The 12,747-nt window shown below is 53.9% G+C and carries 10 protein-coding genes; all 10 read left to right on the forward strand.

The genetic code is table 11. The features are described from left to right. Nucleotides 1-161: 161 nt before the first annotated feature. Nucleotides 162-419: a hypothetical protein gene (locus Pr1d_RS05405; RefSeq protein ID WP_148072575.1), complete on the forward strand. Its 258-nt coding sequence runs from the start codon at nucleotides 162-164 to the stop codon at nucleotides 417-419. Between the two features lies 1 nt (nucleotide 420). Next, a complete protein-coding gene (locus Pr1d_RS05410) occupies nucleotides 421-741 on the forward strand; it encodes an HNH endonuclease (protein WP_168205063.1) in 321 nt (106 codons plus the stop codon). Between the two features lie 1,330 nt (nucleotides 742-2,071). Further along, complete coding sequence (locus Pr1d_RS05415; protein ID WP_168205064.1) at nucleotides 2,072-2,554, forward strand: hypothetical protein; 483 nt, start codon at nucleotides 2,072-2,074, stop codon at nucleotides 2,552-2,554. Between the two features lie 664 nt (nucleotides 2,555-3,218). Beyond that, nucleotides 3,219-5,099 (forward strand): UbiD family decarboxylase, encoded by a 1,881-nt coding sequence (locus Pr1d_RS05420; RefSeq protein ID WP_148072578.1) that lies wholly within the window; start codon nucleotides 3,219-3,221, stop codon nucleotides 5,097-5,099. A gap of 332 nt (nucleotides 5,100-5,431) precedes the next feature. Continuing rightward, entirely contained in the window at nucleotides 5,432-6,817 is a 1,386-nt protein-coding gene (locus tag Pr1d_RS05425) for an MBL fold metallo-hydrolase RNA specificity domain-containing protein (RefSeq protein WP_148072579.1), read from the forward strand. A gap of 132 nt (nucleotides 6,818-6,949) precedes the next feature. Next, the gene (locus Pr1d_RS05430) at nucleotides 6,950-7,795 is read left to right on the forward strand and encodes an LOG family protein (protein WP_148072580.1); all 846 of its coding nucleotides are present in this window, start codon (nucleotides 6,950-6,952) and stop codon (nucleotides 7,793-7,795) included. A gap of 147 nt (nucleotides 7,796-7,942) precedes the next feature. Then, a complete protein-coding gene (locus Pr1d_RS05435) occupies nucleotides 7,943-9,187 on the forward strand; it encodes a TlpA family protein disulfide reductase (protein WP_168205065.1) in 1,245 nt (414 codons plus the stop codon). A 268-nt stretch (nucleotides 9,188-9,455) separates the two neighbouring features. Then, the gene (locus Pr1d_RS05440; RefSeq protein ID WP_148072582.1) at nucleotides 9,456-10,064 is read left to right on the forward strand and encodes a type II secretion system protein; all 609 of its coding nucleotides are present in this window, start codon (nucleotides 9,456-9,458) and stop codon (nucleotides 10,062-10,064) included. Between the two features lie 165 nt (nucleotides 10,065-10,229). After that, nucleotides 10,230-11,393, forward strand: coding sequence for a Gfo/Idh/MocA family protein (locus Pr1d_RS05445; protein WP_148072583.1), 1,164 nt, complete (start codon nucleotides 10,230-10,232; stop codon nucleotides 11,391-11,393). Between the two features lie 49 nt (nucleotides 11,394-11,442). Beyond that, entirely contained in the window at nucleotides 11,443-12,594 is a 1,152-nt protein-coding gene (locus Pr1d_RS05450; protein ID WP_148072584.1) for a Gfo/Idh/MocA family protein, read from the forward strand. Nucleotides 12,595-12,747 lie beyond the last annotated feature (153 nt).

A 12,747-nucleotide genomic window follows, 5' to 3' on the forward strand; every position in this document is an offset into this window, starting at 1 on the left:
AGCTGCGGAGGAGTTGGGGCGGTCGCGGCCTACGAGGCCATTTTGGTCAGGGGATGGGAAGAGTTGCGAGTTGAGAGAGAGGTGCTGGTTGCTAGGCGCTGGTCATCCCCCTTCCCCTGGCCCTGCTTGGATACCCGCATGGATGGTGGTATACTCATAATATGGCAACCGCATCACTCCTTGATAAAATTTTTGAACCCTTTGGCGAAGTAATGACGCCAGAAACGGCTACTCGCCTGGTTGAGATGCGCGCTGATGACGATGTACAACGCCGCCTTGACGAGCTTGCCAACAAGTGCACTGAAGGTCAGCTTACCGATGAGGAGCGTCACGAGTACGACACCTACATCCGAGCGATCGATTTCATAAGCATTATGCAATCGAAGGCACGGCAGGTGCTCCAGCGTGGCGCTTCGTAGCATGGATGAAACCATTCGCAATCTGGTCCGCCAGCGAGCGGGCAACGTTTGCGAGTATTGCCGACTCATCCAAGCGGGCCAGGCATGGGCACGATTCCATATCGAGCACGTCCGTCCTCGGCAACACCAAGGGACCGGCGATCTCGACAACTTGTGTTTGGCGTGTGGTCATTGCAATCGGTACAAGGGGCCGAACCTGGCGTCAATTGACCCGGTCACGAACGAACTGACACCGCTCTTTAACCCGAGAATTGATCGGTGGGCGGAACACTTCTTACTCTCAGAGCATAGTATCTTGGGAGTTTCTCCGTCGGTCGCGTGACGGTAGCAGTGTTGAATATAAACGCGGCGGACCGCGTGCAACTCCGACGGGAATTGTCGAGCGAAGGATTGCCGGAGATCGGCTAGCAGTACTCATCTCCCAGAGTAGGCATGTTTCGCACCCTGGTTAGCCACGATGCGCCGCTGAGTGGAGCTCAACAAAGCGGAGCGCCACTCTTCTGGCTCTCGACTCTCAGCCCTAGACACTCGACTTTTCCAACTGGCACAAAAATACTTGTGGAATCGGTCCCTCCGATTCGCGATAATGTTGGTGCTCCGCAGCTCTTTGACAATCGAACTGACTTCCGATCGACCCAGTGCGGGCGCAGGCTAGAGATCCGTCGGGCGAACCATGCGAGACGGGTTGCGACTGGAGGTGTAGAATCCGATTCTAAAACTGAAACATCGCCTCATCGCTTGTGTCTTGTTTAATAGGTATTGGGATAGGCTTAGTGTTGGCCGGAAAATATCCTTCCAGTTTGGTGACCACGGATAACCCAACGCGGCTGGTGGCTGCATCCGAATGTCAATTAAACGCAGAGATCGCCGAGGCGCAGAGGAGGATTTATGGGGGTTCTCTGCGTATCTCCGCGACTCCGCGTCCTCTGCGTTTAGATAATGTTCGTAAGCTGCGAATACTTGAATTGTCAGTAGCATGGGTAGATTGTCAGCGCAAGCGCCATGGAATCGCTCCGCAAGAGTCTCGATCCGCACTATCCTATCCGTGCCCATCCGTGTCATCCGTGGTAAATCAAGAGGCGAACTTCTCTATGCAGACAGATCTGATCCACCATGAACTGAGCGAGTCGATCTACCGGTTGGTGACCACGGATAGCACGGATAAACACGGATAAGACCCTCCGAGTGGTTGCTGGAAGCATCGGCAGTAAAATGGGTAGACAGTCAGCCTAAGCGTCGTGGGATCTCTCCTTATCGTCGCCGAGGGAGGCGAGTTTTGTCTACAAAACCAGGGTGAAAAACGCGAAAAACATCGAGAAAAATAGAGTTTGTCGGCAGAGTTTTGTAATTTGTTTTCGGTTCTACAGAAAGGAGGGGCTCCGGCGGTTGTGGAACTGACAACAGTCATTATCCGTAGCGCAACACCTGCTCGGGCTGCTCACCGAAGCTGCAGACCAAGGGGATTTCTCGCCGAAGAGCTCAACACGCGTCCTAAGTCGAGTCGATAAAACACTTTGCGTACCTGGCCGGGCTCTGCTCGATTTCGCATGTCCGCTTTGCTGGCTGACTGGCACTGCGGTTGCACCTTTGCAGTCGAGTGCTTTGTCAAATCCAGCATTGTCAAAGCACTAGGATCTGGGCGAGGTCTTCCCTTGCCCCCAGCCCCCGAATCCCAGCCCCCCGTGATTGCCATGAGAAAACTTCCCAGTGGTCTGATTGGTATTCTATTGGCCGGCACCGTAGCTGCCTGCTTGTTGTCGCAGCAACTGTATGGCCAATCCCCTGCCGGTGGCAACGATCCGCTTGCCCGCTGGCGTGCAACCTCGCCAGGCATGAGCACCAACGCTGCCTTAGCGTTCTATCGCTTGGGAGGTGCGTCGCCTGCGTCGAACAGTCGGCACCCGCGTTTTCAACCAAGCACCACAGCGACTTCCCAGCCGGCCTACTACCCAAGTAGCCCCCGAGGGACCGGCTTGCCAGCGACGGGCTATTCTCCGTCCGCATCCAGGCAAGCGGTGAGCAAACCCTTCGAAGGCCTTCAACCCGCGCCCACCGCCTTCGATCGCTACTGGCCGCTCATGCTACGCGGCGAACAGGATCCAAAAAGTGGATTCATCTACTGGTCCATACAGTAGGGGCGAGTTGAGAGATAAGGGTTGAGGGTGCCGAGCCTGACGGGGAAATAACAGCCACGAAAAGCACAAGAAGCCACAAAAAACTAGGAACTTCGCAATTCCGAAACGATCTGACTTTTTCGTGACTTTTTGTGCTTCTAACAGTTCAGGTTTTCGTAGCTTACAAAAATTATCAAAACGCGGAGGACGCGGAGTCGCGGAGATACGCAGAGAATGCTTATAAATCCTCCTCTGCGCCTCGGCGATCTCTGCGTTTAATCGATATTCGGTTGCGGCCACCGGTCGCGCTGGGCTTCTTGTGTATACTCAATTGAAGGTGTTCGGGAATTTCAAGGGCAAAACGAATGGTCATCCCGAGGAACTCCGAGGGTCTCCAAGGGTGACTCACTCTGGCGAGATCTAGCCAGATTTCTCGGAGTACCTCGAAATGACAATAAACGAGTTCCTGGACACCCTCATTCAATTCTTGAAAGTTTACGGGGCTGGCTGGAAGACCTTGTTCACGCCTAACCGCCATTCTTGACTGAGTTATGTGGCTCAAAGGGTTTCGCATGGCAGTGAGCTCATCGAGGGCTTATAACCAAAGTCGAATTCTCTGTTGTCTCCGTTTCCTCCTGTTCGACAAAGCTAGATTTTGCCAATTTGAAATGAACTCAAAGTACCTATGGGATACCACAGCCTCCAGCAATGCGTCGAACATCTTGAGCAGCAGGGGCAATTGGTGCGCATTGAAGCGCCGATCCGTGCCGATCTCGAAGCAGCGGCCATTCAGCGGCGGGTCGTGGCTGCAGGAGGGCCGGCGCTGTTGTTCACCAAGGTCGTCGATTGCCGCTTTCCCATGGTGGCGAATCTGTTTGGCACCCGCGAGCGCACGTGGCTGATGTTCCGCGATGGGCTCGATGCGATCAAGCAATTGGTACAGTTGCGCAGCGATCCATTGGAGTTACTCCGCCACCCCTGGCAATTTCGGGGTGTGCCCGGCGTCGGACTATCGATGCTGCCCAAGAAGGTTTCTACGGGCCCAATCCTTGCCGGAAGCACCACGATTAGCCAGTTGCCGCAGCTGCGGAGTTGGCCCCACGATGGGGGCGCGTTCATCACCTTGCCTCAGGTTTACACGGAACATGCGAATTCCCCCGGGCTCAAACACAGCAACCTGGGCATGTATCGCGTGCAACTCTCGGGGACGCATTATCAGCGAGATACAGAGATCGGCCTGCATTACCAGATTCATCGTTCGATTGGCGTGCACCATGCGGCGGCACTTGCAGCAGGAAAACCCTTCCGCGTGAATGTATTCGTCGGTGGCCCGCCGGCGATGACCGTGGCGGCCGTGATGCCACTGCCCGAGGGGATGAGTGAACTCGGTTTCGCCGGAGCCTTGGGGGGGAGGCGGGTACGGATGATTTGTCGACCAGGCGAATTGCCGATCCACGCGGATACCGATTTCTGTATCGTGGGAGAAATAATTCCAGATCGACTTGAACCAGAAGGTCCGTTCGGCGATCACTTAGGCTACTACAGCCTCGCCCATCCGTTTCCAGTGATGCGCGTCAAAGAAGTGTACCATCGTAACGGGGCTATTTGGCCATTTACCGTCGTGGGCCGCCCGCCCCAGGAAGATTCTTTCCTGGGGGAACTGATTCACGAAATCACCGGTCCGCTCATCCCAGAGGTCTTGCCAGGAGTGCGCGGAGTTCATGCCGTCGATGCCGCGGGGGTGCATCCGTTGCTGCTGGCCATCGGGAGCGAGCGTTACATGCCATTTCTCAAAGCGGGTCGCCCGCAAGAGATTCTCACCCAGGCGAGCGCGATTTTGGGACAGGGGCAATTGTCGTTGGCCAAGTTTCTCTTAATCGTGGCCGAGCAGGACGACCCGCAACTCGACATTCACAATATTGAGAGCTTCCTGCGACACCTGTTGCAGCGGGCCGACTGGTCGCGAGATTTGCATTTTCACACTCAGACTACGGTCGACACCCTCGACTACAGTGGCTCGGAGCTCAATGCGGGCTCGAAGGTGGTAATGGCTGCCGCCGGACCGCCGCGTTTTGAGCTAGCGACTCAGTTGCCGAGCGACTTGAGCCTTTCCGACGGATTCCGCGATCCGCGGCTAGTCATGCCTGGAGTGTTGGCAATAACCGGCCCCCCCTGCCCTGCTCCGTCGTTCGACTACGACGTCTCACGCGCCGCCCATCGGGAATCGCGCCAGGCAGTTGCCGCACCTATGGAGCAGTTCTGCGCCGAACTATCGCGAGCGAGTCTCGATCGAGTTCGCTGGATCGTAATCGTCGACGACAGCCAGTTCGCCGCCGAGTCGCTGCGAAACTTCCTATGGGTCACGTTCACACGAACCAATCCGGCCACCGACCTGTATGGCGTTGAGGATTTTGTAGCAGACAAACATTGGGGCTGCCGCGGCCCGCTAGTATTCGACGCCCGCATCAAACCACACCATGCCCCCGTGCTGGAGGAACCTCCTGAGATCACAAGCCGAATAGATTCCCTGGCCGCTTCCGGAGGGCCGCTGCACGGGATCCTCTAGTGATTAATGGGCAACCAGATTCTTTAACTGGAGAAAGCAGGGAGTAGGAAGTACTGATTTGTTCATTATCTAAGAATCTATGGCCACAAAGAACACAAAAATGCACAAGAAAAGCTTGGATTACCACGCACATAGATTTCTTTTCGTGTCTTTTTGTGCTTTTCGTGGCAATCTTCAACCTCCTCTATTTCCTTCTGTGAAAAACATTCACTGGGCTGGGGAAGTCGTAGCCAAGTCCTTTTCCACAACAAAACTCCTGTTTAGATTCATAGTTCGAACCGCTATCCTTGAGAGACTTGTTCTGCCTATTTTCCACGAGAGGACGCTCCTAGATGGTTAGACTTACATTTCACGGTGCTGCCCAGACGGTCACCGGTTCCAAATACCTGCTTGAGGCAGGGGATGCCCGGGTGCTGGTCGACTGCGGCTTGTTCCAGGGCCTCAAGAAGTTGCGAGAATTGAATTGGACCGATCCGGATTTCAATGTCCGACAGATTGATTCTGTCGTGTTGACACACGCCCATCTCGATCATGTCGGCTATCTTCCTCGAATCGTCAAACAGGGTTTCCGCGGGAAGGTGTACTGCACACCAGCAACCGCTCAGCTGGCAGAGATCATTATGTTGGATTCGGCAAAAATTCAGGAACAAGATGCCGACTATGCCAACAAGAAGGGTTTCTCGAAGCACATCCCCGCATTTCCGCTCTACGAGGGGAGCGACGTCAAGGAAACACTCAAACTCTTCCGCACTCAAACACGGGAGCATTGGTTTTCGCCCGCCGAGCCGATCCACATGCGGTTCCACGACGCGGGGCATCTGCTAGGGTCGAACTTGATCGAAGTCGAAGTTCGTGATCGCAAGGATCCTCTGCGAATCGTTTTCTCGGGCGATGTGGGACGCTACGATGGGCCACTCTATCACGACCCCACGCCTCCCCCCGCTTGCGACTACATGATCTGCGAGAGCACCTATGGAAACCGCGATCATCCGGAAGTCGACTTGATGCAGAGCCTGGCCGACGTGGTGAACCGCTCCGCCAAGCGAGGCGGCTTGATGCTGGTCGCGGCGTTCGCCATCGGTCGCTCGCAACAATTGATTTACCTGTTACAGCTCTTGAAGAAGGAGGGCCGCATTCCTGACTTGAAGATCTATCTGGATAGTCCTATGTCCTGTAACGCCACCGGCGTCTATCGCGAGTTCAATGAGGACCATGACCTGAGCGAAGGTGAACTCGATCGCGACCATCCGCTCTTAGCGGGGCCAGGTGTTGTGCTCTGTCGCAAGGCGGAGGAGTCCAAAGCCCTCAATCGACTCTCGGGCCCCGGCATCGTAATCGCCAGCAGCGGCATGATGACCGGCGGTCGGATCGTGCATCACCTCAAACAGCGGCTTCCCGATAAGAAGACTACGGTTGTGCTGTCGGGGTATATGGCCGAAGGGACGCGCGGCCGCTACCTTGAGGATGGCGCCGAAACCCTGCGGATGCACGGCCAGGAAATTCCTGTGCGGGCAGCTATCGAAAAAATCCCCGGGCTGAGCGGCCATGCCGACCGGAGCGGCTTGTTGCGGTGGCTCGCTCCATTGCCGGACCCAAAACGAGTCTTTCTCACTCATGGCGAGATAGAGAGCAGCGAGTCGCTGGCGGAGGAATTACGCACCTCGCGCGGCTGGAACGTTCATATCCCCGCCCTGGGGGAGTCGCAAGAACTCGACTAACCCGTAAGATCCCCCTTTCGAGTAGGTTGCTGCATTCGCGTACCAATTATACCGATAAGCTAAAGTTGCAGAGCGAGCCCAGCGAGCCGGCCCGTCCTCGGGCCCGACCAAGAACACTCAAGAAACAGAACAATGGATCTCCCTCCCGAAGTTGAAAAAAACCGCCAAGCAATTCTTCGTTCCCCCAGTTATCGCATGGCTGAGATCGATGTCGATTTCTTGGGACGCGCTGCACAAAGACCGATTCGGATGCAGCTTGAATTGCACAAAGTTGAGACATTGCTGCGTGAGAATAAGATTGACTCGACCGTCGTCGTGTTTGGCGGAACTCGGGTCGTGGAACGCCACATTGCGGAAGAACGACTCGCCGCAGCACGAAAGCTGCTCGACGAGAATCCTTCTGATGAGCAAGCCAAGCGTGGGTTTATCCGTGCGGAGAGTGCTTTCTCCAAGACGCGCTTTTACGAAGATGCGAGAGAATTCAGTCGCATCGTTTCGTCCTCATGCCAGAGCGATGGCAAATGCAACTTCGTGATCGCCACCGGCGGTGGTCCTGGCGTAATGGAAGCCGCCAATCGCGGTGCCTTCGAAATTGGTGCCAAGAGCATTGGTTTCAATATCGAATTGCCTCACGAGCAAGAACCCAATCCGTACATTACACCGGAATTGTGTTTTCAGTTTAGCTATTTTGCACTGCGAAAGTTTCACTTCGTCCTGCGTGCAGCAGCACTGGTGGTTTTTCCAGGTGGGTTTGGAACTCTTGATGAACTCTTCAATACCCTCACCCTGCGGCAGACTGGCCGCATGCAGGAGATCCCGATCATTCTTTACGGGAAAGAGTATTGGGAGAACGTGATCGATTTTCAATACTTGGCCAACCAGGGGGTGGTAGCGGATGACGACCTGGAGCTCTGCTACTACGCAGATACCCCGGCAGAGGCGTGGAAGATCATCGCCGATTTTCACCATGTGAATTGATTTTTGCTGTATTTACAGCCTATCTTAAGCCGCTGGCCATTTTCGAGCCTTGCACCCTGGCTACTCGCTGGGATAATTACCCAGACTCCCTAGAAGTGATAGGTTAGAGTCGAGGCAATCTCCCACCCCACCCCAGCGATGAATTTCATGAGTTCCCCAGTCAAGCTTTCTTTGCGTACGTTCTCCAAATCCCTGTTGCATTTTTGCGCTGTAGCGATGGTTGCATCGATCTCACCATTTGTATCTGCCCAAGATTCGACTGTCGCAGTCGTTGGCGATGAGAACGCCGAATCGATCCCTTTGCCGGCTGAGGCTCAAACTGCCGAAGCTCTGTTCGAATTCATGGACGGACTGGGGGAAATGGAGCCCGAAGGCAAGAGCGATGAAGAAGTGATAGTTCATCAGAAGACAATCTTTCGCACCGTGCTGAATGCCGCGAATAAGATTCTGTCTATGGAGATCGCCAACGATCAGGCGATGGAAGCCAGCTTCTACAAGTTGCAAGCTTTGCAATATCTGCGCGATCTAGGTGAACCAGATGCCGCTGAACAGTTCGGCCAAGCCATTCAAGCCGCACTTGCCGACCAACGTTCAGAGGTCAATGAGATCGGGATGAAGTTCAATATCGAACAGGGTCTAAGCAGGTGGGGCCAACTCGATGAAGCACAGCGAAACGGAGTCGTTGACACTCTCATTCAATTCGTCAGCCGGGGAACGCCTGATGGCAATAAGCTACAGATGGTGATGTCGGTCGTCGATTACCTAGGCGACTCCGGTGGGGCGGCTCAAGCCAAGAAACTGTTGGATGCAACCATCCCACTCTACAAGAACGACACCGATCCCGAGATGCAGCAGGTCGTAACGATGTTAGAAGGAATCGCGCGGCGAATGGGACTTCCGGGCAACCCCATCAAAGTCGAAGGCACTTTACTCGATGGCTCGGAGATCGACTGGGCCAGCTATCGGGGAAAAGTTGTACTCGTAGATTTCTGGGCAACCTGGTGCGGCCCCTGTCGGGCTGAAGTTCCCAATGTGCTCAAACTCTATGAAGCCTACCACGACCAGGGATTCGACGTAGTCGGAATTAGCCTCGATGAAAAGCGTGAGCAAGCCGAAAGTTACATCCAACAGAACAACATCCCTTGGGTCACCATCTTCAGCGAAGATGAATCTGAGCGTGGCTGGGAGCAGCCTTTGGCAGTCTACTACGGAATCACCGGCATTCCCCGTGCGATTCTGGTTGACCAACAAGGGAATGTGGTTAGTATGCTCGCACGTGGGGCCAATCTGGAACGCGAACTTCGCAAGTTGCTCGGAGAGCCTCAGGCAAGTGCAGAAGATCCACAAGAGGGCCAATCCATCGAGGTCGCCAAACCCGTGGTGAGTGAGTAAACTTAGAGTCAATTAATAGCTAGCACCTGAACCTGGTGATAGTTTTCACGACGGCTCTCAGCTCAATCACAACGCAGCATGGGCGACACTTCCGACAAGATCGTACCCCGAGTCTACTTTGGGTGCTCGCCAAACCTTGGATATATCAAAGTGTTTGTTGAGTAGTGATCTCTAAAGGGCCTTCTTGTGGCAACAGTTGTACAGCCCACTGGCCTGCTTTCGCATTCAGTTGCTTGATTTCCTGTTGTTTCACTCGGATAATCGGGAGATGGGAATCGCTTCTCTAAAACATGGCTCTCAACTTATGCGCATCGGGGCATCATTGATCGAGTTGTTAGTTGTGTTGTTCATAATTGGCATCATGATGAGTCTCTTGCTGCCGGCGTTGCAGAACGCTCGTAATAGCGCTCAAGATAAGGTTTGCCAGAATAATATCTATCAACTACATGTTGCATTGTCTCGTTACATTGACGCCAAAAGAATGTTTCCCGATCCCCATCGTTGGCCGGTAGACACTTTGAAGTGGATGGAACAGCGCCCCTTGGCAGATCTAATGAAGGACAATTACGATCCGAACGCCGTGTTTCCCCGCCCTCCTCTGTTGCGCTGCCCAATGCAAGAGGAATTTCCCAGCCGAGTGGCAACCGTTGATGTCTGCCACTATGTGCTCACCGTCACACGCAATCCCAGCGGGAAACCCGAAGGGCCGAGGTGGGAAATTCACGATCGCCAATTGCTCGACGATAACATTTCCGAAGAGCCTTGGTACATCGGCCCGGAGATTTCGCATCTTGCTCAGCAGCGAATCTTTACAAGCAAAGAAGGGCCTCATACATCTGGGTTATTTATGACTCGGTATGGGCTTATGCCTCAGTAGTTGATATTCCTGTAGGGCCTAAGCATATACCTGGGTTGTCTAAATGCGATTTCTTATTCTGCGCTCGAGACGCGTCATTCGAGCCTAGTCGCTGTGAGTTGATTTGCTAAAATGGCTGGCACAATTTCTGTTCGTCTCTCCTTAAGGATCTAACTGGTATTTCTCATGTCCCAAAAGCCTCTCAACGTGGCCCTTATCGGCTATAAATTCATGGGCAAAGCCCATAGCCAGGCCTGGCGCACGGTCGGCCGTTTTTTTGATCTCGATCTCGATCCTGTGATGAAGGTGGTCTGCGGCCGAGATGCGAAGGCGGTGGCTGAGTTTGCTGACCGCTGGGGTTGGGAAGACTCGTCAGCAGATTGGGAAGAAGTCGTGAAACGCGACGATGTCGATGTAGTTGATATCTCGACACCAGGTAGCACTCACGCAGAAATCAGTATCGCTGCTGCACAAGCAGGCAAGCATGTCTTTTGCGAAAAACCTTTGACATTCACTGTGGCCGAGGGAAAGAAGATGCTGGCTGCTGTCCGTGAGGCGGGCGTGAAGCACATGGTTAATTTCAACTATCGGCTTTGCCCAGCAGTTTCGCTTGCCAAACAGATGATCGACAGTGGGTCTATTGGCGAGGTTCGCCACATTCGGTGCACCTATTTACAAGATTGGCTTGTGGATCCTGAGTTCCCCATGAACTGGCGTCTCCGCCAAGAGGCCGCCGGATCGGGAGCCCACGGCGATTTAGGGGCTCACTCTATAGATCTTGCACGCTTCCTGGTAGGCGAAATTGGTGAAGTAGTCGGCACGAAGAAGACCTTTATCAAGGAGCGTCCGGCAGAAGGGACCTCCTCGGGGCTAACGGCACAAGCCGGCGAGGGGACCGAAAAGGTAACGGTCGACGATGCATCGTTGTTCCTGGCAAAATTCACCAATGGCGCTTTGGGTTCGTTCGAGGCAACTCGCTTGGCTCCAGGTCGAAAGAACTTTAATCGTTTCGAAATCAATGGCAGTGCAGGTTCACTCGTGTGGTGTTTTGAAGAGTTGAACTGTCTCGATTTCTATTCCACTGCCGATCCAAGTACTCAGCAAGGCTTCCGCCGAATCATTGCCACCGAAGGTGATCATCCCTACGCTGGCAACTGGTGGCCACCCGGGCACATGCTCGGCTACGACCATGGGTTCACCCACGCGGCATACAACCTTACTCAGTCGATTGCCAAGGACAAGCCTTGTGTGCCAGACTTTCGAGATGGAGCCCAATGCGTTGCCGTTTTGGAAGCGGTCGATGCCTCGATCGAGTCAAGCAGCTGGGCAAAAGTAGAAATGATCGATTGAACTGTGTAAGAAACAAGTAGTCTTTTACTAATTCAACACAAGTGAAAACATGAATCAAATCAAAGCAGGTATCATCGGCACTGGTTTCATTGGCCCCGCACATGTTGAAGCACTTCGGCGCTTAGGCTACGTGGAAGTCGCGGCAGTTGCTGAGCGAGACGCCGATCTCGCTCAAACGAAGGCGGAAGAACTCTCAATTCCCAAAGCCTATGGTGACTATCACGAGTTGCTTGCCGATCCCGAGATTCAAGTCGTTCATAACTGCACACCGAATCATCTCCATTTCGAGGTGAATCGCGATATCCTTGCCGCCGGCAAGCACGTCGTCTCCGAAAAACCGCTCGCGATGAATTCCACCGAGTCCCGTGAATTGGTGAAGCTAGCCGAAGCCGCCGGAGTCGTGAATGCGATCGATTTCAATTACCGCTATATGCCCCTGGTGCAGCAGGCCCGGCTTATGTGTCAGGCCTCCGACGAAGTCGGACGGATTCTCGCAGTCCATGGTTCGTACTTACAGGATTGGCTGCTGAAAGAAACGGACTGGAACTGGCGGCTCGTTCCTGAGATGAGCGGTGACTCGCGAGCGGTAGCTGACATCGGCTCGCACTGGTGTGATCTGATTCAATTCATCACTGGACAAAAAATTGTGCGGGTCATGGCCGACCTGGTCACGATTCACCCTTCACGCAAGCGTCCCAAAGTAGAGGTCGAGACCTATGCCGGGAAGGTTTTGCAGCCCGAGGATATGGAAGATGTTCCGGTCAACACTGAAGACTATGCTTCGATACTTCTAGAGTTCGACTCGGGGATGCATGGTGTGTTGACTGTCAATCAGTGCGCCGCCGGTAGAAAGAATCGTCTCTACTTTGAAATCGATGGTAGCAACAGTGCGTTGTCGTGGAATCAAGAACGGCCAAACGAGTTGTGGGTTGGTCGACGCGATGGACCCAACCAGACGATCATGAAGGACCCTAGTTTGCTCTATCCTGAAGCACGCCAATATGCCCACTACCCCGGTGGGCACAATGAAGCCTATCCCGATGGACCGAAGAACCTCTTCCGCAATGTATACGGTTTCATCGCCGGCACGAGACCTGGTGGCGACTTCGCCACGTTTATCGATGGTCACAACGAGATTGCTATCTGTGACGCGGTTCTCAAGAGTGGCCGCGAAAAGCAATGGGTCAACGTGGAGTATTGAGCGGATCCGATTCTTCTCCAAAACCGACCAACCGCTACAATCCCCCCGGCTTATCTTCCCCGCTTGCACTGTGAGTCAATGCTTTCACATTCAGTATGATTCCTACTGCAATGTGATCGACATTGCCGTAAAATAAACGGTATACCACAATCG

This window comes from Bythopirellula goksoeyrii, assembly GCF_008065115.1.
In the GTDB taxonomy this organism is placed as follows: domain Bacteria; phylum Planctomycetota; class Planctomycetia; order Pirellulales; family Lacipirellulaceae; genus Bythopirellula; species Bythopirellula goksoeyrii.

Bases quoted from the DNA above. Each gene is read 5' to 3' on its own strand.
- Pr1d_RS05410 (WP_168205063.1), top strand. From the start codon at position 421: ATGGATGAAACCATTCGCAATCTGGTCCGCCAGCGAGCGGGCAACGTT.
- Pr1d_RS05430 (WP_148072580.1), top strand. From the start codon at position 6,950: ATGGATCTCCCTCCCGAAGTTGAAAAAAACCGCCAAGCAATTCTTCGT.
- Pr1d_RS05405 (WP_148072575.1), top strand. From the start codon at position 162: ATGGCAACCGCATCACTCCTTGATAAAATTTTTGAACCCTTTGGCGAA.
- Pr1d_RS05425 (WP_148072579.1), top strand. From the start codon at position 5,432: ATGGTTAGACTTACATTTCACGGTGCTGCCCAGACGGTCACCGGTTCC.
- Pr1d_RS05420 (WP_148072578.1), top strand. From the start codon at position 3,219: ATGGGATACCACAGCCTCCAGCAATGCGTCGAACATCTTGAGCAGCAG.
- Pr1d_RS05450 (WP_148072584.1), top strand. From the start codon at position 11,443: ATGAATCAAATCAAAGCAGGTATCATCGGCACTGGTTTCATTGGCCCC.
- Pr1d_RS05445 (WP_148072583.1), top strand. From the start codon at position 10,230: ATGTCCCAAAAGCCTCTCAACGTGGCCCTTATCGGCTATAAATTCATG.
- Pr1d_RS05440 (WP_148072582.1), top strand. From the start codon at position 9,456: ATGGGAATCGCTTCTCTAAAACATGGCTCTCAACTTATGCGCATCGGG.
- Pr1d_RS05435 (WP_168205065.1), top strand. From the start codon at position 7,943: ATGAGTTCCCCAGTCAAGCTTTCTTTGCGTACGTTCTCCAAATCCCTG.